The organism is Cryobacterium breve (genome assembly GCF_004402375.1).
In the GTDB taxonomy this organism is placed as follows: domain Bacteria; phylum Actinomycetota; class Actinomycetes; order Actinomycetales; family Microbacteriaceae; genus Cryobacterium; species Cryobacterium breve.
Map to the genome: position 1 here is coordinate 400794 of NZ_SOGJ01000023.1, position 23605 is coordinate 424398.

Consider the following 23605-nt stretch of genomic DNA (forward strand, 5'->3'; position numbering starts at 1 on the left):
GTCAGTACCTCACCCTCGGGTCGATCAACGCGGCGATGATATCGACGACGAAGTTGGTCAGCGCGACGATCACCGCGAGCAGGGCGACGATGCCCTGGACGGCGACGAAGTCCCGCGCTTTGAGGAACTCGGAGAGCATGAAGCCCAGGCCCTTCCACTCGAAGGTGGTCTCGGTCAGCACGGCACCGCCGAGCAGCAGGGCGATCTGCAGGCCGATCACGGTGATGATCGGAATCAGCGCCGGACGATAGGCGTGCTTGCGTACGAGACGGAACTCGCTCACCCCCCGCGAACGGGCGGCATCGACGTAGTCAGTGCCGAGCGTGCCGATGACATTGGTGCGCACCAGGCGGAGGAAGACGCCTGCCGTGAGAAGTCCCAGGGCGAGGGCGGGAAGGACGGCGTGCTGGAGCACGTCGATAAGCACACCAGGATCACCGGTCCTGATGGCGTCGATCGTGTACAGGCCGGTTTCATTGGGCAGAACCTGCATCTGCAGCTCGGCGCCGGTAGAGGCTCGCCCGGAGACGGGCAGCACATCGAGCCAGACCGCAAAGACGAGCTTGAACAGCAGACCGGAGAAAAACACCGGGGTGGCGTAGCAGAGGATCGCGAAGACCCGCAGGAAGGCGTCTGGAGACTTGTCACGCCAGTATGCGGCGACCATGCCCAGCGGAATCCCGACGATGAACGCGACGAGAAGCGAGTAGAAGACGAGCTCGAGTGTGGCGAGCCCGTACGTGAGGAGGATCTCGGAAACCGGCCGATTGGTGCTGATAGTGGTTCCGAAGTTGCCGGTGAAGATCTGGCCCAAATATTCGATGTACTGCACGAAGATGGGCCGGTCATAACCGGCCGCCGAGATGCGCTCCGCGAGCTGTTCCGGTCCGAGTCGGCCGCCGAGCGCGGCCGTGATCGGGTCGCCGGTTGTGCGCATCAGCCAGAAGACCATGGAGACCAGGATGAAGATGGTGGGGAAGATCAGCAGGAACCGGATCAGGATGTACCGACCGATCCCGCCGTCTGATGCGGGGCGCTTCTTTCGGCCCAGCGCCCGAGGTGGCGCGGACCGGGTGGTCACAGAGGTCATTCCTGCCTAACGAATGCACTAGGACGGGGGCACCCAGCGCGCACGCCGCTGGATGCCCCCGGTTGTTCGATTGAAGAAAATCTAGCGAAGGATGCTCTAACCCTTCGCCAGCGCCGCGTAGCGGAACTTGAACGACGCGTCGAGTGTGTCGCTGGTTCCGGTCACATCGGTACCGGTGACGGCAACCTGGGCACCCTGGAGCAGCGGTACGGTCGACAGCTGCGCTGCGACCTTGTCCTGGATGTCTTCGATGATCGCGGTACGCTCGGCGGGATCGGTGGTGACGGCCTGCTTCAGGATCAGGGCGTCGACTTCCGGGTCGCTGTAGTGGTTCTTCAGAAAGCCGCCTTCAAGGAAGAACGGGGTCAGGTAGTTGTCGGCGTCGGAGTAGTCCGGGAACCAGCCGAGCTGGTAGACGGGGTAGACATCCGTCGTGCGGTCCTTGGAGTACTGAACCCACTCGGTGGTCTGCAGGTTGACCGTGAAGAGGCCCGATGCTTCCAACTGGTCCTTCACGAGGGCGTATTCGTCGCCGGACGAGGGGCCGTAGTGGTCGTTGCTGTACTGGAGGTTCAGCTCGACCGGGCCGGTCACCCCTGCGGCTTCGAGGGTGGACTTTGCCTTGTCGACGTCGGGGGCACCCTCACCGTCGCCGTAGAGCGTCCTGAGGGATTCGGTGGCACCGGTCAGTCCGGCGGGCACGAAGGAGTAAACCGGGGTGTAGGTGCCCTTGTAGACCTGCTTGGCGATTTCCTCCCGGTCTACCAGGTCGGCGACGGCCTGGCGCACGGCGAGAGCCTTGGCTGGGTCGGCCTCGGCGGTCTTCGCGCCGTAAGGCTGCGTGTCGAAGTTGAAGACGATGTAACGAAGCTCACCGCCGGGGCCGTCGACGACCTTCACCTGGTCGTTACCACGCAGGTCTTCGATGTCGGTGGCCGACAGGCTGCGAAAGGCTACGTCAATATCCCCTTGCTGCACTTCGAGCTTCAGGTTGGATGCGTCGGCGTAGTACTTCACGTTGACGACGTCGGTCTTGGCAGCGCCCAGGAGACCCTCGTAGTCGGGATTGACCTTGTAGCCGACCAAATTGTTGAAGTCGTAGCTGGTGATGACGTACTGGCCGGCGAACGCGTTCGCGTCGACGATGTCCTGGTCGGGCGTGAGCTCGGTGGCCGAGAACGAGTCCTCGTCAACGATCGGGCCGGCCGGGCTGGAGAGGATCTGTGGAAAAATCTGGTCGTCCGCCTGCTTGAGCGTGAAGACGACGGTGGTGTCGTCGGGGGCCGCGACGCTGTCCAGGTTGTACAGCAGCGAGGAGGGGCCGTTGTCGTCGGCGATGGCCAGTTGGCGGTCGAAGGTGAACTTGACGTCAGAGGAGGTGAGGTCGTTGCCGTTGGCCCACTTCAGGCCGGGCTTGAGGGTGACGGTGTATTCCGTCGGGCTGGTGAACTCGGCGGCCGTGGCGATGTCGGGCTCCACGTCGGGGCTGCCGTAGGGCGTGTTCATCAGGAACGGGAAGACCTGGTTCTGCACAGCGAACGAACCGTTGTCGTAGGAACCTGCTGGGTCGAGCGACGTGATTTTGTCGGTCGTGCCGATTGTGATGGCGTCGCCACCCGCGGTGGTCTCGTTGTCTGTTCCGCCGGCGGAGCAACCTGCCAGGGTCAATGCGGCGACAGCGACAACCGCTGCGGCACTGAGCCCTCTCGTGCGTGAAGTGGATGAGAATGCCATAGCCGTGAGCCTCTTCCTCTAGAAAACCGATGCTGGACGCACGAATCGTGCACGAACAGCATTGCTGTAGGAAAAGAATTAGCACAGAATGCCCGGTCGACCGGCCCAATGACAGGCATCTTTATCGAGCTGCAACGTATGCCGGTGCGAGGAGGGGGCGCTCGGGCGGCCTAATCCTCGCGGAGATTGCGCCGCTCGGCCTCGACCCGCACCAGTTCGCGCTGAAGAGCCACGTAGACCTCCCGGTTGGTGGCATCCGCCCGCTGCAGCCGACCCAAGAGCTCGGCTTTCTGGCGCAGGAGGTCGCTGTGGATCAGCGCAACCGTGATGTCGCGCACGTACCGGGCGACTTCGCGCTCGGAACGTTCCGGCAGGGAGGCCATGGCCAGCTCCTTGACCAGGTTCTCCACGGGCGGCGGAACCTCCGCAACGATGCGGTCGAGCCAGTCGGCGGCATCGTGGTGCGGCACGGTGGCCGCGATGGCGTCACGCACCAGAGCCAGGGTGGAGTTCGAGAAATGCGTCTGCACGGCCCGCTGAATCAGCGGGGCGCCGACGAGGGTCGGGCGCTGCAGCATGGCCATGAGGCCGTCGCGTTCCATCCGGGTGACCGGGTCGGTGGCCAGGTCGAGCATGGAGAACGGCTGTTCCCGGGGCGCAGGCTCGTCGGCGCGGGGCGGCCCGTTGACGGTGGTGGTCGCCGAGGAGCGGGAGCGGGAGACGGCGGCGGAAACGGCCCTGCCGACCTCACCGAGTTCCATGCCGAGCATACGGGCCAGCTCGTGCGTGTAGCCGGGGCGCAGGGCCGGGTCGCGGATGTCCCCGACGATCGGCGCCGCGGCGCGGAGCGCGGCCACGCGACCCTCCACAGTGTCGAGGTTGTACTGGCCTAGCAACTGCCGGATCATGAACTCGAACATCGGCTTCTTGGAGTCGATCAGTCGGCGTACGGCGTCGTCGCCGCGGTGCAGCCGCAGGTCGCAGGGGTCGAGCCCCTCCGGGGCGACGGCCACATATGTCTGGGCCGAGAAACGCTGTTCCTCGCTGAACGCACGCATCGCGGCCTTCTGGCCGGCGGCATCCGGGTCGAACGTGAACACGACCTCGCCGACCCCGCTGTCATCGCCGAGCACCCGGCGGAGCACCTTGATGTGATCGACCCCGAAGGATGTCCCGCAGGTGGCGACCGCGGTCGTCACCCCGGCGAGGTGGCACGCCATGACGTCGGTGTAGCCCTCGACGACCACGACCTGGTGTCCGCGGGAGATGTCACGTTTGGCGAGGTCCAGGCCGTAGAGCACCTGGGACTTGTGGTAAATCGGCGTCTCGGGGGTGTTCAGGTACTTAGGTCCCTTGTCGTCGTCGAGGAGGCGCCGGGCCCCAAATCCGATGGTCTGCCCGGTTATGTCCCGGATCGGCCAGACCAACCGACCGCGGAAACGGTCGTACACGCCCCGATCGCCGCTGGTGACAAGGCCGGACAGCGTCAGTTCCTCGGTGGAAAAACCCTTGCCGCGCAGGTGGTTGGTGAGCTCGTCCCAGCTCTTCGGGGCGAATCCCACGCCGAACCGGGCGGCCGCGAGGGAGTCGAAGCCGCGTTCGCCGAGGAAGGCGCGACCGACCAGGGCTCCGGCGCTGCCGAGGCGTTCCACGAAGAAATCGGACGCTGCCTGGTTGGCGGCGTAGAGGCGCGCCCGATTCGTATGGTCGGGTGCCTCGCCGGCCCCGCCCTCGTAGTGCAGTTCGATGCCGACCCGCCCGGCGAGCCGTTCGACCGCCTCGCTGAAGCTGACGTGGTCCATCTTCTGCAGGAAGGAGTAGACGTCGCCGCTCTCGCCGCAGCCGAAGCAGTGGTAGAAACCGACCTGCGGGCGCACGTGGAAGCTCGGACTGCGCTCGTCGTGAAAGGGGCACAGCCCCTTCATCGAGCCGACGCCAGCGGACTTCAGGCTCACGTAGTCGCCGACGATGTCGGCAATGTTGGTGCGGGCCTTGACCTCTTCGATGTCGTTTTGTCGAATCAGGCCTGCCATAGCTGAATGTTAGTCCTGCCCGTGTCGGTATGCGGTGCGGTGCTGTGGTTCTGTGTGGTGCTGTCGTTCCGTGCAGGACTCAGTGCTTCACCAGTCGCTCGAACCAGGCCAACGCCGACTGGTCGGTGAGGCTGGCCACCTGGTCGACGACCACGCGTTTGCGGGCCGCGTCATCGGTGGCCGCCTGCCAGTCTTCCTGGTAGCCCGGGTCGAGGTGCTCGTCCCCGGTCGCGTGAAGGGTGCGTGCCAGGAGAGTAAGCACCTGCCGCTGTTCGACGTAGATGGGCTTGCGGGTCTGGCGCGTCATCACGAAGGTCGCCACGATGCCCTTGAGCACGGCGATCTCCGCTTCCACCTCCCGGGGAACTTCCACGTGCGCGCCGAACCGGTTCAGACGCGCTCCCGGGTTCGCCTCACGGGTGGCGCGCACGGCAGCGCCGCTGAAACGGCCGATCAGCTGACTGGTCAGGTTCTTCAGTCGACCCTGGTCGTGCCGGCTGCCGGTCCAGCTCTCCAGCCACGCGTTCAGGGAGTCGAGCCGGTTGAACGCGTCCACCAGGTCCTCCTCCGACAAACCGTCTCCGGTCCACTCCGTCATCGTGGCGAGAAGCTCGTCGTGGTCGGCGCGGCTGCTGAGCAGTCCCACGTCGATGTAGCCGTTCACCACGGCGTCTTCGAAGTCGTGCACGGAATACGCGATATCGTCGGAAAGGTCCATGACCTGGGCCTCGATGCTGAGCCGGCGTTCGGGCGCACCGGTGCGCATCCACTCGAAGGACTCACGGTCGTCGGGGTAGAACCCGTACTTGGCGCGTCCGCTGGGATCGGCCACCGACGATTCAGCCGGCCACGGGTACTTGCAGCTGGCGTCAAGGCTCGCTCGAGTGAGGTTCAGCCCGTAGCTGCGTCCGTCCCGGCCGAAGACCTTGGGCTCCAGTCGGGTGAGCAGGCGCAGGGTCTGCGCGTTGCCCTCGAATCCGCCGATGTCAGCGGACCAGGTGTTGAGGGCCTTCTCGCCGTTGTGACCGAACGGCGGATGGCCGATGTCATGCGCCAGGCAGGCGGTGTCGACGATGTCCGGGTCCAGACCCAGCCGCAGCGCGAGTTCGCGCCCGACTTGCGCCACCTCGAGGGAATGCGTGAGCCGGTTGCGTGCGAAGTCGAGCCCAGCGGCGGGGCTGAGCACCTGCGTCTTGGCTGCCAGGCGGCGCAGGGCGCTTGAGTGCAGGAGACGCGCACGGTCGCGGGCGAAATCGCTGCGGCGGGAGTCGTGTTCCTCCGGAAGCCAACGTTCCTCGTCGTGCCTCGTGTAACCGGTCTCGTTAGCCACCGCTGGTGTCCCCTTCGCCTTCGGTCAGATTGACACGCTCGGCCGACACGAGCTCCTGGGAATCGAGCCAGTGCTCGGGCAGGGATGTCTTCTTCGGTGTGCCGGCGCGTCCCCGTGGGCCCTCGGCGCCGACGCCGGGGTACTCCTGGTCACCGTCGAGCGTGCCGAGCAGATCGTCGAGCTGGGCGAGGGAGACGACCGAGGCCAGGCTGGCCCGCAGGTCCCCGCCTACCGGGTAACCCTTGAAGTACCAGGCCACATGCTTGCGGATGTCCCGGCACGCCCGTTCCTCGCTCTCGAAGAACTCAGTCAAGAGCTCGGCATGGCGGCGGAAGGCGTCGGCGACCTGACCGAGCGTTGGTTCAATCTTGGCGGCCGGTGCACCCGACGCGTCCGGGCGGAAGGCCGCGGCGAGGTCGCCGAACAACCACGGGCGACCCAGGCAGCCGCGGCCGACGACAACGCCGTCGCATCCTGTCTCCGCCACCATGCGTAATGCGTCCGCGGCGGACCAGATGTCGCCGTTACCAAGCACGGGCACACTGGTGATTGTGTTCTTGAGGTTTGTGATTGCGGACCAGTCGGCCTGACCGGAGTAGAACTCGGCCGCCGTACGGGCATGCAGGGCGATGGCCGCGACACCGGCGCCTTCGGCCGCTCTGCCGGCCTCCAGGTAGGTGAGATGGTCGGAGTCGATTCCCTTGCGCATCTTCACGGTCACGGGCACGGGCCCGGCCGCCGCCACGGCCGCTTCCACAATCTGTCGGAAGAGCCCCAGTTTCCACGGCAGGGCTGCGCCGCCGCCCTTGCGGGTGACCTTGGGCACGGGGCAGCCGAAGTTCAGGTCGATATGGTCGGCGCGGTCTTCGGCCACCAGCAACGTCACAGCGTCGGCAACGGTCTTCGGGTCGACCCCGTACAGCTGGATGGAGCGCGTCTTCTCGCTCTCGTGGTGGTTGATCAGGCGCATCGACTCGGTCGTGCGTTCCACCAGGGCGCGGGACGTGATCATCTCGCTGACGTAGAGGCCCGCGCCGAATTCGCGGCACAGCCGGCGGAATGCCGTGTTGGTGATTCCGGCCATGGGCGCCAGAACGACGGGCACATCGAGCGTGAGCGGGCCGATCTTGAGGGGTGCCGGGCGGGTATCGGTTACAGAGGTCATCCGTTCAATTCTCTCCCACGCCGGGACGCCCCGCGAACGGCTCCCTTCAGATGCCGCAGGAGCCGCCGCCGCAGCATCCGCCGGCGTCGACCTGGCCGAGGAGTTCGATCGTGGGAGCGGTGGACTTCTCGACGGGGACGGCCGGGGTGACGGTGTTGGATACGGTGCTCAATTGTTCTTCTCCTCGGATTTTTCGGTGTGCGCCTGGCGGAGCGCCTGGGCGAAGGTGTCGGGGTCCTGGGCCCCGGAGATGCCGTACTTCCCGTCGATGAGGAAGAAGGGCACGCCCTGGATGCCGTAGGCGTTGGCCTGAGCGACGTCGGCCTTGACGTCCGCGAGGAAGTCATGAGCGGTGAGGGCGCGCACGACGTCGTCGCGGTCCAGTCCGATTTCGGCGGCGAGGTTGGCGAGGTCTTCAATCCGGCCCACGTGCAGGCCATCCACAAAGTATGCCTTGAGCAGGCGTTCCTTCATGTCAAGCTGGCGACCGTGCGCTTTCGCGTAGTGCAGCAACTCGTGAGAGATGACGGTGTTGGTCTGGTGCACCGAGTCGTAGTCATAGTGCAGGCCGACGCTCTCGGCGATACCAGTGACGCGCTCGAGCATCTGCTCGACTTCGGCGACCGGCAGGCCCTTGCGCTGGCTCAGATAGTCGACGGGGCTGCCGTCGAAGTCGACCGGGGTGTCCGGCGCAAGTTCGAAGCTGTGATATTCGACCTCGACGTTGCCGTCGAACAGGGCTGCCCCGGCCTCGAACTTGCGCTTTCCGATGTAGCACCAGGGGCACTGCACGTCGGACCAGATGTCTACTTTGATTGTTTCGCTCACTGTGGGAGCAACTCTGGTTGGCCCCTCAGATATTCCCGGAGGGGATCTTGATCAGGGCGTCGGGGCGTCGACCGCGCCGCCGTAGCGCCGGTTACGGGACGCGTAGAGCTCGATCGCGTGCCACAGGTCGACGCGACTGAAGTCCGGCCAGAGGGTGTCCAGGAACACCATCTCGGCGTAGGCGCTCTGCCAGAGCATGAAGTTGCTGGTGCGCTGCTCCCCGGAACTGCGCACGAACAGGTCCACGTCGGGAAGGTCCGGCGTATACAGGTGCCGTTGAATGGACTTCTCGGTGATGCCGGAGGGCTTCAGCCTGCCCGCTGCGACGTCCTCGGCCAGCGCGCGCACGGCATCCGCGATCTCGGTTCGTCCCCCGTAATTCACGCACATGGTCAGGGTGAGCACGTCGTTGCCGGCGGTCAGCCGTTCGGCATACTGCAGCTCCGTGATGACGGATGCCCACAGCTTCGGCTTGCGGCCGGCCCACCGAACTCTCACCCCCCACTCGTTGAGTTGATCACGCCGGCGGTGCAGAACATCCCGGTTGAAGCCCATGAGAAAGCGCACCTCGTCGGGCGAGCGTTTCCAATTCTCGGTGGAGAAGGCGTAGACGCTCAGGTGTTTGACGCCCATCTGGATGGCACCGGCGACCACGTCGAGGAGTGCGGCCTCCCCTGCCTTGTGACCCTCCACGCGCGGCAGCCCGCGAGCATTCGCCCAGCGCCCGTTGCCGTCCATCACGACGGCCACATGATCGGGCACCACCTTCTTCGGCAAGGCAGGCGGGTACAGACCCGTCCAATCGACGGTTTTGAACGCAACCGCGTCCTTGTGGGTGAAGGGCTTCTGGCCGAAGGGCTTGGGGTTCATCGACTCACGTGCTCCAAGGATCGAAGGCCGCGTCCGAGGTGCCACTGCGTATACGCGGCGACGACTCCGGTGGCCTGTGCTCTGGTCTGGTCTGGGGCGGACTGGGCGTGTTCCCAGTCGCCGGTCAGGAGTGAGCCGAGCAGGGCGACGGTCGCGGGATCGAGCCGGGGCGACCCGGGGGCGGCGCAGTTGTCGCAGACGATCCCGCCGACCTGCACGACCATCGCTGAGTGGGTGCCCACCGCACCGCACCGGGCACAGTCCTGGAAGCTGGGGGCCCAGCCGGCCATGGACAGGGACCGGAGCAGGTAGGAGTCCAGAGTCAGGCCGGCACCGTGCTCCCGGCGGGACAGCGACCGCAGTGCACCGACGAGAAGCAGGTACTGCTGCAGCGACCCCTCCGCTTCGGTCAGCTTGTCTGCTGTCTCGACCATGGCACTGGCCGCGGTGTAGCTCGGATAGTCGGCCGTGATCAGGGCGCCGTAGGAACCGATGGACTCCGCCTGCGTGATCACGTCGAGGCTGCGCCCCTCGTAGAGCTGCACATCGGCGACCATGAACGGTTCGAGGCGGGCTCCGAATTTCGACGCGGTGCGGCGCACCCCTTTTGCGACTGCCCGCACCTTCCCGTGCTGGCGGGTGAGCATGGTAACGATACGATCGGCTTCGCCCAGCTTCTGGGTGCGCAGCACGACAACTTCATCACGGTAAACGGGCACCCATTGATTGTCCCACCCGGCGGGCCCGGTGGCGTCCTCCGCGCCGACGATCCCGTTTCAATGGTTTCATTGGGGGGTGCCCTCCACCTCGTTCTTCATTCCTCTCTGGCTCGACCTGACGGCCGTCGCGATCGGAGCGATCCAGGGGGCCATGTTCGCCGGCCGGTTCACCGACCGGCGTTTCGATCTGCTCGGGATCGCCCTGATCGGCGTCACCGTGGGGCTCGGCGGAGGGCTGCTGCGCGACATCCTGCTGGGCGGTGTGCCTGCCGCGCTGCAGAGCAACTGGTATCTGCCGGTGTGCGCCGGGGCGGCGCTGCTCGGCATGCTGCTGCAGAGCCTGTTCAACCGACTCGGCCCGTTCATCATCGCGTTGGATGCGGTCACCATCGGCCTGTTCGGCGCCCTGGGCACCAGCAAGGCGCTGGCCGCCGGCCTGCCGGAGATCCCGGCCCTGTTCGTCGGGATCGTCACCGCCGTGGGTGGGTCGGCCCTCCGCGACATGATGCTCAATGTGCCGATCGCAGTGATGCACGTCGGATCCTTCTACGCTGTCGCTGCCGGGGTCGGCAGCGGCCTGCTCGTGGTGCTGTTCCTGCTGCAGGTTCCCATCACCATCGCGGGAATCGCCTGCGTCGTGGTGACGACGGTCATCCGTGTGCTGGCGGCACGGTACGGCTGGAGTCTGCCGCAGCAGCGGGCGATCGGAAGTTGGCCACGGTGGCGTCGCGAAAATTTCGTTGCCTTCCGTCGGCGCCGGGGCCGCGGGGCGTGACCTTTCCAGCAGCCTGAGACTGGTGCGACATACGACGGATTCTGCACTCGCCTTTCGCGCGCTCTCGGGTGAGACTGGTGAGAAGAACTCACGTCATTTGGAGGATCCTCATGAACATACTGAAAGGCAATGCGCCCGATTCGATGCCGGATGTGATGCCGGTCCTGTCCCGAGGCAAGCACAGGAACCCGCGCTCCGGCGCCTGTTTCATGGAGTTCGCCTCCTATCTCGCCGGTGAGGCCTGGAGCGACCATCCAGCTTGCACGCACCCTCTTCTCTCCTCCGTGGCCCGCATGGTGAACGACTGCACCTCAGACACCGCCCGTGCTCGGCTGGTACCGCTAATCCCTTCGGTGATCGGCCTTCGCGGCGACGACGCGAGGGTGCGGCTGCTGATCGCGTTGCGCGCGGCCACGTCAGCCCTGCCTGTGACCAGCGCGGACCACCAGCGGGCTCTGGCCGTGGGTATCCTCAATTGCGAACGCCACCTGACCGAGCCCGACGGCACGATTCCCGCGGACGTGGCCGACCGCATCCGAATCTCGTTCGATGCCGCACCGGAAACGGAACGCTGGGCCCGGGAGTTCATCGCGTCAATGGGGTCCTGGTCTCGGAGCAAGTTCACAGACCGCACGGCCGAGACCATCATCCGGGTGTCCGTGCAGGGCATCGCCGAGGCGTGCGTTCCCGACCCGGACGGGCAGCTCTTCGAACTTCTCGCGGGGGCGATCGAGGACTGCACGATGATGCTGCACCCAGCGTCCCAAGCGCGATCGGGCATGCCCACAGCGGAGCCGGCCCACGTCACGCCGGCGCAGCACGCCAGGGCGACCGCCACGGCGCGCCGCTGACCTGAGAATCGCATTGACGCCATACAGAAGCGCCGTTCCGGTCGAATGTCTCCCCGAGGGGTGACACGCGACCGGAACGGCGATTGTCAGTGGATGGCGAGTGGAGCCATGCGATGCTCAGGCGGTCGCATCGGCGAGGGCGCGCTGGCCGACCCCGGCACGGATGCCGCGATTGACTGCGGAGACGACCGACTTGAGCGACGCCGTTGAGATGTCCGCGTCGATGCCGACGCCCCAGTAGCGCTTGCCGTTGACATCGAGTTCGACGTAGGCCGCGGCGAGGGCGTCGCCGCCGGCGGACATGGCGTGCTCCACGTAGTCGTAGAGCGTGATCGCGATTCCGCGTGCGGCCATCACCCCGAGGAACGCGGCGATCGGGCCGTTGCCTGAGCTGACAGCGTTGGCGACGGTCATGTCGTCGCGCATGTCGACCGACAGTTCCACCGAACCGGAAAGGTCGCTCGACGTGCGCGTGGCGTGCAGCTCGAACCGGCCCCATTTGGCGTCGGGCGTGGTGTGGCTGGCCGGCAGGTACTCGTCGTTGAAGATCTCCCAGATCTGCTCGCTGGTGACTTCACCACCCTCCTGGTCCGTCTTGGCCTGCACGACGCCGGAGAACTCGATCTGAAGCTTTCGCGGCAGGTCCAGCGCGTGGTCGGTCTTGAGCAGGTAGGCCACTCCGCCCTTGCCTGACTGCGAGTTGACCCGGATCACGGCTTCGTAGCTGCGGCCGAGGTCTTTCGGGTCGATCGGCAGGTAGGGAACTGCCCAGACCAGGTCATCGACGCTGCAGCCCTGCGTGGCGGCATCCGCGGCCATGGCCTCGAAGCCCTTCTTGATGGCATCCTGGTGCGAGCCGCTGAATGCGGTGAAGACCAGGTCGCCGGCCCAGGGGCTGCGCTCGGGCACGGGCAGCTGATTGCAGTATTCGGCGGTTCGCTTGACCTCGTCGATGTTACTGAAGTCGATCTGCGGGTCGATGCCCTGCGTGAACAGGTTCACGCCAAGGGCGACCAGATCGACGTTGCCGGTGCGTTCGCCGTTTCCGAACAGACAACCTTCGATGCGGTCCGCGCCCGCCAGGTAACCGAGCTCCGCGGCCGCGATGGCAGTACCGCGGTCATTGTGCGGGTGCAGGGAGATGAGCACGTTCTCACGGTGGGCGAGGTGGCGGGACATCCACTCGATCGAGTCGGCGTAGACGTTGGGCGTGGCCATCTCGACCGTGGCCGGCAGGTTGATGATGACCTTGCGCTCGGGGGTTGGCTCGAGGACTTCCAACACCTGGTTGCAGACGTCGACAGCGAACTCGAGTTCGGTGCCGGTGTAGCTCTCCGGAGAGTACTCGTAGTAGACGGTGGTGCCGGGCACGCTCGCCTCGGCCTCGCGGCATAGACGCGCACCGGCCAGTGCGATATCGATGATGCCCTGTTTGTCTTCACGGAACACGACCTCGCGCTGCAGCACGCTGGTGGAGTTGTAGAGGTGCACGATGGCCTGTTTGGCGCCTGCGATGGACTCGTAGGTGCGACGGATGAGGTGCTCACGCGCCTGGGTGAGCACCTGGATGGTCACGTCATCCGGGATGGCGTTGTCGTCGATCAGGCTGCGCACGAAGTCGAAGTCGGTCTGGCTGGCCGACGGAAAGCCGACCTCGATCTCCTTGTAGCCCATCCGCACGAGCATGTCGAACATGATGCGTTTGCGCTCGGGACTCATCGGGTCGATCAGCGCTTGGTTGCCGTCGCGCAGGTCGACGGCGCACCAGCGCGGGGCCACGGTGATGTGCTTTGCCGGCCAGGTGCGATCGGGCAGTTCGACCAGGAACCGCTCCTGGTACGGACGGTACTTGTGGATCGGCATCTGTGATGCTGTCTGGTTGTTCTTCATGCTCTGTGATCTCCTCGCGAATGGTGGGTAGCCAACGGCAAACTCCGCGACGAGGGAGGCCTCAGATTAGGACTCGTCGCGGCAGCGAAGACGCAGCAGACCGAACAACATACGTGCAGGCTACCACCCTCGGCTGCAGCGTTGGCCGTGGATCGTGTCACGCCCGCCGGATCAGGTACGACACTGAACGAATTCGACGGAGATTTTCGGAATATGGCCCGTTTTCGGGCTGTCTGGAGCCGATCCGGGCAAGATGTCCGTCGAATTCGTTCGGGCTGCGCACTGGTCAGGGCGCAGCGGAGGGCCGGGCTAGAAGCCGAGGCGTCCCAGCTGCTTGGGGTCCCGCTGCCATTCCTTGGCGACCTTGACCCGGAGCGAGAGGAAGACCCGCTTGCCAACGAGAGGTTCGATCTGCTTGCGCGCCCGCATGCCGACATCCTTCAACCGGCTGCCCGACTTGCCAATGATGATGCCCTTCTGGCTGTCGCGCTCGACGAACAGGTTCGCGTAGATCTCCACGAGTTCCTGGTCATCACGCTCGATGATGTCGTCGATGGTCACGGCGATCGAGTGCGGCAGCTCGTCGGTCACGCCCTCGAGCGCCGCCTCGCGGATGTACTCGGAGATGCGCGACTCGAGGCTTTCGTCGGTGACCGCGTCGGCCGGGTAGAGCGGGGCATCCGACAGAGGCAGCAGGCGCAGCAGCTCCGCGCCGAGGATGTCCAGCTGGATGCGGCTGGTCGCCGAGATCGGCACGATGGCTTCCCAGTCACGCAGCTGAGAAACCGCGAGGAGCTGGTTGGCGACACTCGTCTTGGAGGACATGTCGATCTTGGTGACGATAGCCACCTTCTTGGCGCGCGGGTAGTTGTCGAGCTGCTCGTTGATGAACTTGTCACCCGGGCCGATCGGCTCGTTGGCTGGGATGCACAGGCCGACCACGTCCACGCCGGAGAGGGTCGACTGCACCAGGCTGTTCAGCCGTTCGCCCAGCAGGGTGCGCGGCTTGTGGATGCCCGGGGTGTCGACCAGGATCAGCTGGCCGTCCTTCTGGTGCACGATGCCGCGGATGGCGCGTCGGGTGGTCTGGGGCTTCGACGATGTGATCGCGACCTTCTCCCCCACCAGCGCGTTCGTCAGGGTGGACTTGCCCACATTGGGGCGTCCCACGAAGGACACGAACCCCGCTCGGAATCCATCTTGTTCAGTCATGACCGTTCACTCTCTCATCGTCCGACACTCCGAGGAATGCGTTCTGCGCGTCAATCAGCGCTTGGTCTCGTTCTACCAGCACAGTGCTGATTCGCTTGCGGCGGCCCTCGGTTCGTTCCGCGGTGAGGATCAGTCCGCTCGTCTTGGCGACAGAGCCGGCGACCGGCAACCGACCGAGCGCCTTGGCCAACAGTCCACCCACCGAGTCGACCTCGTCGTCGTCCAGTTCAAGGTCGAACAGTTCGCCGAGTTCATCGACCGGCAACCGAGCACTCACCCGGAAACGACCGTGGCCGAGGTCTTCGACTTCCACGACGTCGCGGTCGTATTCGTCTGAGATGTCTCCCACGAGTTCCTCGATCAGGTCTTCAAGGGTGACGAGTCCGGCGATTCCACCATACTCGTCGACCACCATGGCGAGGTGGTTCGACTCGAGCTGCATCTGCCGGAGCAGCGCGTCGGCCTTCTTAGATTCGGGCACGAAGACGGCGGGTCGTTCCAGTTCGCGCACCGTGAGGCTCTCCACGTTCGGCGGGCGTTCGTAGACGAGGCGAGCCACATCGCGCAGGTACAGGATGCCCGTGACATCGTCGACCTCGCCGTCGATGACCGGAACCCGAGAGAAACCCTTACTCAGGAACAGGCCCATCGCCGCACCGAGCGACGAGTCGGCTTCGACGGTCACCATGTCGGTGCGCGGGATCATGATCTCGCGCACAACGGTCTCGTTGAACTCGAAGATGGAGTGGATCAGTTCCCGATCGTCCTCCTCGAGGACGTCGAGTTCGGTGGCTTCGTCGACCATGCTGAGCAACTGGTCCTCCGACGTGAACGTGGCCAGTCGGGTGCGCCCGGGAGTGACCCGGTTGCCGAGGGCCACCAGCGCATTGGCGATCGGGCCGAGCAGCACCCGGAGAAAGTGCACGAGGGGTGCGGTCGCGGCGACCAGTTGCACCGGATGTGCCCGGCCCACACTGCGCGGGCTGGCGCCGACGAGTACGAAGGAGACGGCCGTCATCAGGAGTGAGGACAACAGCAGCGCCAACCACAACTCAACGAACGTGGTCGCGAAGACCAGGGTGACCAGAACGGCCGCGGTGGTCTCGGCGATGATCCGCACGAAGCTGATCGTGTTCAGGTGCGCCCCGGTGTCCGCGGCGATCGCCGTGAGAGAGCGCCTCGCCCGGGACTTCTCGGCCAGGTCCGAGATGTCGGCCCGGGACTGAATGGTGATGGCGGAGTCCACCGCGGCCATCAGGCCGCCGAAGGCGACCAATAGGATGGCCGCCGTGAGAAACCACCCGATCATCGGTCGCGGAGTCGTTCCTGAAGGGCGAAGCTGATCAGGATGTCGCGCTGGATGCCGAACATTTCCTTCTCTTCAGCGGGTTCCGCGTGGTCGAATCCGAGCAGATGCAGCACGCCGTGCGTGGTCAGCAGGAGAAGTTCCTCGAGGGTGCTGTGCCCGGCGGTCTCGGCCTGGCCCTGGGCAACCTGCGGGCAGAGCACGATGTCGCCGAGGAGCCCCGGCGGGGTCAGCGCGTCTTCCGTGCCCGGGCGCAGTTCGTCCATCGGAAAGCTGAGCACGTCGGTGGGGCCCGGCTCGTCCATCCACTGCACGTGCAGCTGTTCCATCGCGCCCTCGTCGACGAGCACGATGGCCAATTCGGCGTCGGGGTGCACGTGCATGGAGTCCAGAGCGTGGGCCGCGAGGCGCAGAATGGTTGCCTCGTCGACCGGGATGGTCGATTCGTTGTTGATTTCGATGCTCAAGAGGATCTCCGTTTCGGAAGGCGTTCGCGGGGAGTGTTGGGGCGGCCGGGACCGCGACCTGCGAAATCGCGTGCCTGGTCGCTTTCGTAGCGGTCGGCCTGCTTCTGTGCGTCGTACTCGGTCCAGGCGTCGACGATGCGGCCCACGAGGGAGTGCCGAACGACGTCGGCACTGGTCAGACGCACGAAACGGATGTCGTCGACCTTGTCGAGCACCCGGCCCACCAAGCGCAGCCCACTGGAGCTGGCCGGCAAGTCGATCTGAGTGATGTCCCCGGTGACGACCATCTTCGAACCGAACCCGAGCCGAGTGAGGAACATCTTCATCTGCTCGGGTGTGGTGTTCTGCGCCTCGTCGAGCACAACGAAGGAGGAATTCAGCGTGCGGCCGCGCATATACGCGAGCGGCGCCACTTCGATGGTTCCGGCAGCAAGCAGTTTGGGCACGAGCTCGGGGTCCATCATCTCGTTGAGGGCGTCGTAGAGCGGGCGAAGGTACGGGTCGATCTTCTCGGTCAGGCTACCCGGCAGGAAGCCGAGGCGTTCCCCGGCCTCGACGGCCGGACGGGTGAGAATGATGCGTTCGACCTCTTTACGCTGTAGCGCCTGCACGGCCTTCGCCATCGCCAAATAGGTCTTGCCCGTTCCGGCCGGTCCGATGCCGAACACGATGGTGTCGGTGTCGATGGCGTCGACGTACTCCTTCTGCCCGAGGGTCTTGGCACGGATGCTCTTGCCGCGGGAGCTGAGGATGGCCGGGCCGAGGCGTTCGGACGGGCTTGTGGAACTGTCCTCGTGCAGCATCCGGGCTGACGTGCTCACCTCGGATTCGGCGAGGTCGCGGCCGCCGCGCACCACCAGCAGGAGCTCCTCGATAAGACGGCGCGCCGCCTCGACCTGGTCGGTCGCTCCGGTGAGGGTGATCTCGTTGCCGCGCACGTGAACGCTGACGCCCGGATGTTCCTTCTCAACGGTGGTCAGTAGCCGGTCGTCGGCGCCGAGCAGGCGCACCATGGCGACGCCGTCGACCGTGATGCGCGCCTCGGTCTGGCCGAAGTCACTCGAGCCGGGGAGCTGCGACTCAGCGGAAACCAAGGGTGCCCTCCTCGAGTGGGCCGCCGGCGCCCTGCGGAGCGAGCAGGTGCGCGTGCACGTGGAAGACTGTCTGGCCGACGGTTTCTCCGGTGTTGAAGACGAGACGGAACTGGCCGTTCGATAGTGTGGCGGCAAGGCCGCTGGCCACGGCGACCAGTTCGGCCAGCAGGTCGGGGTCCCCGGCCGCGAGCTCGACCACATTTGCGTACTCGGAAGTCTTCGGCGTGATCACCACGTGCACGGGGGCTTGAGGGGCGATGTCGTTGAAGGCGATCACACGGTCGGTTTCGGCGACAATGGTCGCCGGAATCTCCCGCGCGGCGATGCGGCTGAAGATGGACGGTTCTCCGGTGGAAGGCATATCTCTATCTTAAGCGCGCGTTACCAGCGGCCGAGCGTGGTGTTCAGGATGGACAGGGCGGCAGGTCCGGCGGTGGACGTGCGCAGCACATTGTCGCCGAGCCGCACTCGGGTGGCGCCGGCCTGCTCGAGCAGGGTGAGCTCGGCCGGGGAGATGCCGCCCTCGGGGCCGACGACGAGCAGGATCTCCCTGTCGTCGGTGGGAGCGGCCTGCGACGTGAGACGCTCCGTCGCTGTGGGCTCCAACAGCAGCATCCGGCTCGCGCCGGCCAGGGCCGCCAGCGTCTTCGTGCCGGTCAGTTCGCCGACGGTGGGCAGCCAGGCGCGAATCGACTGCTTGGACGCCTCGCGCACGATGCTGGACCAACGGTCCCGGCCCTTCTGGACTTTGGCGCCTTCCCATCGGGTCACCGACCGGGCTGCCGCCCAGGGAATGACCCCGTCGATGCCGAGTTCGGTGGCGGCCTGCACGGCAAGTTCGTCCCGGTCACCCTTGGCGAGTGCCTGAACGAGACGGATGCGCGGGGTCAGCAGCGCCGTCACGGCTACCGCATCCACCCGCAGGGTGAGTTGGGCGGCCTCCGCGCCGATCACGGTGGCCGTCAGCATCAGCCCGGCACCGTTCCCGATCTTCAGGTGTTCGCCGGGCCGCACGCGGCTGACCGTGACCGCATGCCGGGCTTCAGCCCCGCCGACCGTGACGAGCGATCCGGCGACGCAGTCGGCAGCCAGGAGCGTTTCATCGATGAAGAAATGTGCCATGGAGGACTAGCCGCGGAATCGATCGCGCAGCTTCGCGAACAGTCCCTGCTGGAAGGCGCTGAGCGCGGGTGCCGGGGCCTTGTGGCGGGCGGCGAAGGCTTCGATAAGCTCACGCTCCTTATGGTCGAGCCGCGTGGGCGTGGCCACGTGTACGCCGATCTTGAGATCGCCGCGGCCGTTCCCACGCAGACGGGTGACGCCGCGCTCCTTGACCGTGATGACCTCGGCGCTCTGCGTGCCGACCTTGATCTCCACGTCGATGTCGCCGTCGAGGGCCTTCACTGTGGCGGTCGTGCCAAGGATCGCATCCGTCATAGGCACCTCGAGGGTGCAGAGAAGGTCATCACCGTCGCGGCTGAAAACGTCGTGGTGGCGCACCTTCATCTCGAGGTAGAGGTCGCCGTTGGGACCGCCGGCGGGGCCGGCCTCGCCACTGCCGGGCATCTGCAGGCGCAGACCGGTGTCGACGCCCGCGGGGATGTCGACCGGTACCGAGCGGCGTGCGCGCACGCGACCCTGGCCCTGGCAGGTGACGCAGGGGGTGGCGATGACGGTGCCGTAGCCGCGGCAGGAACCGCAGGGGCTGGAGGTCATCACGTTGCCCAGCAACGACCGGACGGCTCGCTGGATGTTGCCGGTTCCGTGGCAGATGTCGCAGGTGACGGGCGCGGTGCCCGGCTGGCAGCAGGTTCCATTGCAGGTGGTGCAGACGATGGCCGTATCGACCTCGAGGTCGCGGTGCGTGCCGAAGATGATCTCATCGAGATCGAGTTCGACCCGGATCAGGGCGTCCTGTCCGCGCTCCCGGCGGGACCGAGGCCCGCGGGACGATCCCCCGCCGCCGAAGAAGGTCTCGAAGATGTCGCCGAAGTTGCCGAAGTTGCCGTCGAAGCCGGCACCCCCGCCGCCCGAGCGGCCGTTGCCGCCGCGGTCGTAGTTGTCGCGCTGCTTGGCGTCGCTCAGCACGTCGTAGGCGTGCGTTACCGATTTGAAGCGCTCGGATGCATCCGCCCCAGGGTTGACGTCGGGGTGGAGCTGCCGGGCGAGCTTGCGATACGCCTTCTTGATCTCGTCGGTCGAGGCGTCGCGCGCGACGCCGAGTACTTCGTAATGGTCAGCCAAAGCTGGCTCTCCTAGGTGTGTTCTGAAATGTGGTGGCGCCACGGCCACTGGGGCCGGTGGTTCTGGTCAATTCTCGCCGAGGAGGCGTGAAAGGTAGCGGGCGACCGCACGAACGGCCGCCATGTTATTCGAGTAGTCCATGCGGGTGGGGCCGAGCACGCCGAGGCGGGCCAGGTTGCCTCCCTGGGAGGAGTACCCGCTGGTGAGCACCGAGGTCTCGGCCAGCCCGAAGGGGGCATTCTCCCGGCCGATGCTGACGGAGACGCCGTGCTGGTCGGAAGCCATCTCACCGAACAGTCGCAGAAGCACGACCTGTTCTTCGATGGCCTCGAGCACCGGGAATATGCTGCCGGTGAAGTCTTCCTCTGTGCGCACGAGGTTGGCGGCGCCGGCCATGACGAGGCGGTCCTGTCGGTTCGCGCCGACCTGGTCCCTCAGGGTGCCGGCGATCAGGTCAACGGTCTCCTGCTGCTCGAACGGTCCCGTGCCGGCGGTATCGCTCAGCGCGCTCGCGGCCTCGGACATGGCGAGCCCGACGAGTGCGGAATTGAGCCGGGACCGCAGTTCGATCAGAACGGGTTCACCCAGCGGACGGGGCAGGTCGACGACGCGCTGCTCGACCCGTCCGGCGTCCGTGATCAGCACGGAGAGGAGGCGCGTGTCGGACAACGGAACGAGTTCGATGTGGCGCACCTTCGCGCGGGACAGCGAGGGGTACTGCACCAGGGCCACCTGGTGGGTGAGCTGGGAGAGCAGCCGGACGCTGCGGGCCAGCACCTCGTCGAGGTCGGCCGACTGGCCGAGGAAGGTCTCGATCGCCTGGCGTTGGGCGACGGACAGCGGTCGCAGATCGGCGAGGTGATCGACGAAGAGGCGGTAGCCCTTGTCGGTCGGGATCCGGCCCGACGAGGTGTGCGGCGCCGCGATCAGCTCTTCCTCTTCGAGCAGAGCCATGTCGTTGCGGATGGTGGCCGCCGAGACACCGAAGGAATGCCGGTCGACGATCGACTTGGAACCGACGGGCTCGCGGGAAGCGACGTAGTCCTGAACGATCACCCGCAGGACTTCGAGACTGCGATCGGACACCATGATTCTCGCCTCCTCCGTCCGTCGTGAGTGCGTCACCGGTTGGCACTCGAAGTATGTGACTGCCAATCATACCGCGACCGGTTGAGGTTCCCCATTGCTCGCCGTTGTTTTGGAGCAGTAGCTTAGTTGTATAGCACCCCTCCTCTGTGCACTGAAAGGCACGATCATGAGCAATTTCTCCGGTCCCGGATCCGACGATCCGAATCAGGGTCAACGACCGCCGCAGCCGCCTTATCAGCCGGCGGCCCCAGGGCCCTCGGCGCCCTTGTCCGAGGCGGCGGACCGCCAGTGGGCGTCCCTGGCCCATCTCGGCGGGATCCTGATGTTCGCGCCCGCGCTGGTGCTGTGGCTGATGTTCAAGGATCGCGGTCCTCTGACCAACGTCGAGGCGAAAGAGGCGCTCAACTTCCAGATCACGCTCCTGATCGGCTATGTCGGCGTCAACATCGTTTCGACGATCATCGGTTTTCTCACGTTCGGCATCGGCGGCGTGCTCGGCGGCCTTGGCTGGGTGCTGTACATCGTCGGCGTGGTCTTCTCGGTGCTCGGCTACCTCCAGGCCAAGGACGGGAACCACTACCGGTACCCGTTCGCGCTGCGCCTGATCAGCTAGCCCCCCGACACGAAATTTTTCACCCAGAAGGAGCACACATGTCTAATTCCACCCCACCGCCGGCCAATGCCTACTCCGCCCCGGCGCCGTTGAGTCCGTCCGACGAGAAGCTGTGGGCCACATTGATCCACATTGGCGGGATTGTTTTCTCGTTCTTGCCGGCCCTGATCGGCTACGTCGTGCTCAAGGACCGCGGCCCGTTCATCCGGGCGCACACCGCGGCCGCACTGAACTTCCAGCTCACCCTGCTGATCGCGTACGTTGTCGGCGGGGTCCTGATCATCGTCTTCGTCGGCTTCCTGATCCTGACGGCCGCATCTGTGCTGGCGATCGTGTTCAGCATCATGGCTGCACTGGCCGCGAACCGTGGCGAGTACTACACGTATCCACTCACGATCAAGTTCGTCAACTAGTCAGTCGGCGAGCAGGCGCCGCACGACGGCATCCGCCAGAAGGCGTCCTCTTCGGGTCAGCTCGATCGAACCGGAGAGGGCGGCTCGTGCGTCGATGAGCTCGTCGGCGATCAGGCCGGCGACCTCTCGGCGGCCGAGCGGGCTGAGCGAGTCGACGGGGATGCCCTCGCGGATGCGGGTGAGCAGCAGCACTCGCTCCACCTCCTGGGTGGCCGCGTCGAGGGTCTCTCGTCCGGCGGCCGGAGAAATTCCGTCGCGGATGCGATCGCCGTACGCCGACGGGTGCTTGACGTTCCACCAGCGAACCCCACCGATGTGGCTATGCGCCCCGGGCCCAACGCCCCACCAGTCCTGGCTTCGCCAGTAAGCGAGGTTGTGGCGGGAGCGGTGCACGTCATCCGTTGCCCAGTTGCTCACCTCGTACCAGCCGTAACCCGCCTGCGACAGCAGGTCGTCGGCCAGCTCGTAGAACTCCGCCTGCACATCGTCGTCGACAGGGGCCAGCTCGCCACGCTTGATTTGTCGGGCCAATTTGGTGCCCTCCTCGACGATGAGCGAGTAGGCACTGATGTGCGTCGGGGCCTGCCGGATGGCGTGCTCGAGACTGGTGCGCCAATCGGCCAGGGTCTCCCCCGGTGTGCCGTAGATCAGGTCGAGGGACACGTCGAGGCCGGCCTCGCGCGCCCACTGCACCACCAACGGAACGCGCTCGGGGTCGTGGGTGCGTTCCAGGGTCGCGAGCACGCTCGGTACCGCGGACTGCATGCCGAAGGACACCCGGGTGAAGCCGGACTCGGCGAGGCGGCCGAGGTACGCGGCGTCGACAGAGTCGGGATTGGCCTCTGTGGTCACCTCAGCGCCGGGGACCAGCCCCCAAGTGGAACGCACGGCGTGCAGCATCCGCACCAGGTCGCCGGCCGGAAGCAGGGTGGGTGTGCCCCCGCCGCAGAAGACAGTCGCCACCTTGCGCGGGGGCACACCGGACAGCGAGAGGATGCGACCGGCCGCCTCGACCTCGCTGATCGCCTGGCCCGCGTAGTCGTGTTGGGACGCGCCGCGCAACTCGGTGGCGGTATAGGTGTTGAAGTCGCAGTACCCGCACCGCACGCGGCAGAACGGCACGTGCAGGTAGACGCCGAAGTCACGCTCATGAGCTCCGACCGCTGCCGACGCCGGCAGCAGGCCGTCGCTGGGTGCGGGATCGCCGACGGGAAGGGCACTGCCCACCCGCTTAGACCGCGCCGATCGGGTGCAGAGCGCGCAGGTACCGGGCGGTCATTTTGGCCTGCTGCCGCCGAACGAGCGGCCAGCCGAGGCGGTAGACCCAGGTGCTGGGCCGCGAGAAGGCGCGGATGGTGAGCCAGACCGAGTCGTCCTCGCGCTTATCGACCACGAAGGATTCTTCGCCGCTGGCCGGATGCCCGGCCATGGTGCCGTAGGCGAACCCGACGCGGTCGGGCTCATCGATCACGTAGACCACGCGCACGGGGGCGTCGATGGTGAACGGCCCGAACTTGGTCGTGAGGTGCGCGGACATGCCGTTCACGATGTACGGCGTGCCGTCCTCGGCAAAGGTAGCCTCGTCCGGCGCCGCCTTCTGGTCGCGGGCGGCGTGGCCGTCGGCGTCGAAGACGAGACCCGTGTACTGCTGGCCAGTGCCGTCCAGCAGGTCGGTGACGGTCATGCCGCTGCCGCGCTGCACACCCCAGGTCATCAGTGACTTCGAGGCAAGCTGGAAACGCTCGTCACCGCTGCCGAGGCGCACGGCGCGCTCGATGGGCCGGTAGCCCTTGGGTGGGTACCGGAGCAGGTCGGGGGCGAGGGTGCCGCCGATGGATGCGTAGGTGACGGCGGTATCCGTGAAGGTGGAGCGGCGCATCCG

At 66.0% G+C, this 23605-nt stretch carries 24 protein-coding genes; 4 read left to right on the forward strand and 20 right to left on the reverse strand.

The features are described from left to right. Nucleotide 1: 1 nt before the first annotated feature. The 9 genes from E3O65_RS11925 to recO form a co-directional block, all read right to left on the reverse strand. Nucleotides 2–1090, reverse strand: a complete 1089-nt coding sequence (locus tag E3O65_RS11925) for an ABC transporter permease (protein ID WP_134363921.1) — start codon at nt 1088–1090, stop codon at nt 2–4. A gap of 96 nt (nt 1091–1186) precedes the next feature. Further along, a complete protein-coding gene (locus E3O65_RS11930; RefSeq protein WP_134363922.1) occupies nt 1187–2824 on the reverse strand; it encodes an ABC transporter substrate-binding protein in 1638 nt (545 codons plus the stop codon). 170 nt (nt 2825–2994) lie between these two features. Then, nucleotides 2995–4857, reverse strand: a complete 1863-nt coding sequence (gene dnaG / locus E3O65_RS11935; protein ID WP_134363923.1) for a DNA primase — start codon at nt 4855–4857, stop codon at nt 2995–2997. Nucleotides 4858–4936: 79 nt separating this feature from the next. Next, nucleotides 4937–6187: a deoxyguanosinetriphosphate triphosphohydrolase gene (locus E3O65_RS11940; RefSeq protein WP_134363924.1), complete on the reverse strand. Its 1251-nt coding sequence runs from the start codon at nt 6185–6187 to the stop codon at nt 4937–4939. Next, nucleotides 6180–7352 (reverse strand): tRNA dihydrouridine synthase DusB, encoded by a 1173-nt coding sequence (gene dusB / locus E3O65_RS11945; RefSeq protein WP_134363925.1) that lies wholly within the window; start codon nt 7350–7352, stop codon nt 6180–6182. Before dusB ends, E3O65_RS11940 begins: the two co-directional genes overlap by 8 nt. A 46-nt stretch (nt 7353–7398) precedes the next feature. Next, entirely contained in the window at nt 7399–7524 is a 126-nt protein-coding gene (locus E3O65_RS17435) for a hypothetical protein (RefSeq protein ID WP_277870388.1), read from the reverse strand. Then, a complete protein-coding gene (locus E3O65_RS11950) occupies nt 7521–8180 on the reverse strand; it encodes a DsbA family oxidoreductase (RefSeq protein WP_134363926.1) in 660 nt (219 codons plus the stop codon). Before E3O65_RS11950 ends, E3O65_RS17435 begins: the two co-directional genes overlap by 4 nt. Nucleotides 8181–8231: 51 nt before the next feature. Then, nucleotides 8232–9050 (reverse strand): isoprenyl transferase, encoded by an 819-nt coding sequence (locus E3O65_RS11955; protein ID WP_134363927.1) that lies wholly within the window; start codon nt 9048–9050, stop codon nt 8232–8234. Then, the gene (gene recO / locus E3O65_RS11960) at nt 9047–9769 is read right to left on the reverse strand and encodes a DNA repair protein RecO (protein ID WP_134363928.1); all 723 of its coding nucleotides are present in this window, start codon (nt 9767–9769) and stop codon (nt 9047–9049) included. Before recO ends, E3O65_RS11955 begins: the two co-directional genes overlap by 4 nt. A gap of 76 nt (nt 9770–9845) precedes the next feature. Between recO and E3O65_RS11965 the strand changes: the two genes are divergently transcribed. Both E3O65_RS11965 and E3O65_RS11970 read left to right on the forward strand, forming a co-directional pair. Beyond that, a complete protein-coding gene (locus tag E3O65_RS11965; RefSeq protein WP_241985575.1) occupies nt 9846–10544 on the forward strand; it encodes a trimeric intracellular cation channel family protein in 699 nt (232 codons plus the stop codon). A 110-nt stretch (nt 10545–10654) separates the two neighbouring features. Continuing rightward, entirely contained in the window at nt 10655–11395 is a 741-nt protein-coding gene (locus E3O65_RS11970) for a hypothetical protein (RefSeq protein ID WP_174722303.1), read from the forward strand. Between the two features lie 117 nt (nt 11396–11512). Here the strand turns inward: E3O65_RS11970 and leuA are convergent, their stop codons facing one another. From leuA to hrcA, 9 genes are all read right to left on the reverse strand, one after another. Beyond that, nucleotides 11513–13285 (reverse strand): 2-isopropylmalate synthase, encoded by a 1773-nt coding sequence (leuA, locus tag E3O65_RS11975; RefSeq protein ID WP_134363929.1) that lies wholly within the window; start codon nt 13283–13285, stop codon nt 11513–11515. 309 nt (nt 13286–13594) lie between these two features. Then, entirely contained in the window at nt 13595–14497 is a 903-nt protein-coding gene (gene era / locus E3O65_RS11980) for a GTPase Era (RefSeq protein WP_134363930.1), read from the reverse strand. Then, nucleotides 14490–15806, reverse strand: a complete 1317-nt coding sequence (locus E3O65_RS11985) for a hemolysin family protein (protein ID WP_134363931.1) — start codon at nt 15804–15806, stop codon at nt 14490–14492. The genes era and E3O65_RS11985 overlap by 8 nt, the downstream gene beginning before the upstream one ends. Then, nucleotides 15803–16270 (reverse strand): rRNA maturation RNase YbeY, encoded by a 468-nt coding sequence (gene ybeY / locus E3O65_RS11990; protein WP_134363932.1) that lies wholly within the window; start codon nt 16268–16270, stop codon nt 15803–15805. The genes E3O65_RS11985 and ybeY overlap by 4 nt, the downstream gene beginning before the upstream one ends. Further along, on the reverse strand, nt 16267–17283 hold the full coding sequence (locus E3O65_RS11995) for a PhoH family protein (protein ID WP_134364115.1): 1017 nt from the start codon (nt 17281–17283) through the stop codon (nt 16267–16269). The genes ybeY and E3O65_RS11995 overlap by 4 nt, the downstream gene beginning before the upstream one ends. Nucleotides 17284–17350: 67 nt before the next feature. Then, nucleotides 17351–17725 (reverse strand): HIT domain-containing protein, encoded by a 375-nt coding sequence (locus E3O65_RS12000; RefSeq protein WP_134363933.1) that lies wholly within the window; start codon nt 17723–17725, stop codon nt 17351–17353. 20 nt (nt 17726–17745) lie between these two features. After that, nucleotides 17746–18486 carry a 16S rRNA (uracil(1498)-N(3))-methyltransferase gene (locus tag E3O65_RS12005; RefSeq protein ID WP_134363934.1) on the reverse strand — a complete coding sequence of 247 codons (741 nt, stop codon included), beginning with the start codon at nt 18484–18486 and terminating at the stop codon, nt 17746–17748. A gap of 6 nt (nt 18487–18492) precedes the next feature. Further along, a complete protein-coding gene (dnaJ, locus tag E3O65_RS12010; protein WP_134363935.1) occupies nt 18493–19608 on the reverse strand; it encodes a molecular chaperone DnaJ in 1116 nt (371 codons plus the stop codon). Between the two features lie 66 nt (nt 19609–19674). Continuing rightward, complete coding sequence (hrcA, locus tag E3O65_RS12015) at nt 19675–20697, reverse strand: heat-inducible transcriptional repressor HrcA (RefSeq protein WP_134363936.1); 1023 nt, start codon at nt 20695–20697, stop codon at nt 19675–19677. Nucleotides 20698–20863: 166 nt separating this feature from the next. Here hrcA and E3O65_RS12020 point away from each other — a divergent pair, with 166 nt between their 5' ends. Then, nucleotides 20864–21310 (forward strand): DUF4870 domain-containing protein, encoded by a 447-nt coding sequence (locus tag E3O65_RS12020; RefSeq protein WP_134363937.1) that lies wholly within the window; start codon nt 20864–20866, stop codon nt 21308–21310. Nucleotides 21311–21348: 38 nt separating this feature from the next. Further along, nucleotides 21349–21723 carry a DUF4870 domain-containing protein gene (locus E3O65_RS12025; protein WP_134363938.1) on the forward strand — a complete coding sequence of 125 codons (375 nt, stop codon included), beginning with the start codon at nt 21349–21351 and terminating at the stop codon, nt 21721–21723. On the opposite strand, the gene hemW is transcribed toward E3O65_RS12025, so the two are convergent. After that, on the reverse strand, nt 21724–22950 hold the full coding sequence (gene hemW / locus E3O65_RS12030) for a radical SAM family heme chaperone HemW (RefSeq protein WP_134363939.1): 1227 nt from the start codon (nt 22948–22950) through the stop codon (nt 21724–21726). 4 nt (nt 22951–22954) lie between these two features. Continuing rightward, nucleotides 22955–23602: a DUF1990 family protein gene (locus tag E3O65_RS12035; RefSeq protein ID WP_134363940.1), complete on the reverse strand. Its 648-nt coding sequence runs from the start codon at nt 23600–23602 to the stop codon at nt 22955–22957. Nucleotides 23603–23605: the final 3 nt, after the last annotated feature.

Coding starts and splice junctions, on each gene's coding strand:
- E3O65_RS11930 (WP_134363922.1), bottom strand. CDS start 2,824: ATGGCATTCTCATCCACTTCACGCACGAGAGGGCTCAGTGCCGCAGCG.
- E3O65_RS12025 (WP_134363938.1), top strand. CDS start 21,349: ATGTCTAATTCCACCCCACCGCCGGCCAATGCCTACTCCGCCCCGGCG.
- era (WP_134363930.1), bottom strand. CDS start 14,497: ATGACTGAACAAGATGGATTCCGAGCGGGGTTCGTGTCCTTCGTGGGA.
- dnaG (WP_134363923.1), bottom strand. CDS start 4,857: ATGGCAGGCCTGATTCGACAAAACGACATCGAAGAGGTCAAGGCCCGC.
- leuA (WP_134363929.1), bottom strand. CDS start 13,285: ATGAAGAACAACCAGACAGCATCACAGATGCCGATCCACAAGTACCGT.
- E3O65_RS12000 (WP_134363933.1), bottom strand. CDS start 17,725: ATGCCTTCCACCGGAGAACCGTCCATCTTCAGCCGCATCGCCGCGCGG.
- E3O65_RS12005 (WP_134363934.1), bottom strand. CDS start 18,486: ATGGCACATTTCTTCATCGATGAAACGCTCCTGGCTGCCGACTGCGTC.
- E3O65_RS11995 (WP_134364115.1), bottom strand. CDS start 17,283: ATGGTGCGCCTGCTCGGCGCCGACGACCGGCTACTGACCACCGTTGAG.
- E3O65_RS11985 (WP_134363931.1), bottom strand. CDS start 15,806: ATGATCGGGTGGTTTCTCACGGCGGCCATCCTATTGGTCGCCTTCGGC.
- dusB (WP_134363925.1), bottom strand. CDS start 7,352: ATGACCTCTGTAACCGATACCCGCCCGGCACCCCTCAAGATCGGCCCG.
- E3O65_RS12020 (WP_134363937.1), top strand. CDS start 20,864: ATGAGCAATTTCTCCGGTCCCGGATCCGACGATCCGAATCAGGGTCAA.
- hrcA (WP_134363936.1), bottom strand. CDS start 20,697: ATGGTGTCCGATCGCAGTCTCGAAGTCCTGCGGGTGATCGTTCAGGAC.
- E3O65_RS12035 (WP_134363940.1), bottom strand. CDS start 23,602: ATGCGCCGCTCCACCTTCACGGATACCGCCGTCACCTACGCATCCATC.
- E3O65_RS11925 (WP_134363921.1), bottom strand. CDS start 1,090: ATGACCTCTGTGACCACCCGGTCCGCGCCACCTCGGGCGCTGGGCCGA.
- E3O65_RS11970 (WP_174722303.1), top strand. CDS start 10,655: ATGAACATACTGAAAGGCAATGCGCCCGATTCGATGCCGGATGTGATG.
- E3O65_RS11955 (WP_134363927.1), bottom strand. CDS start 9,050: ATGAACCCCAAGCCCTTCGGCCAGAAGCCCTTCACCCACAAGGACGCG.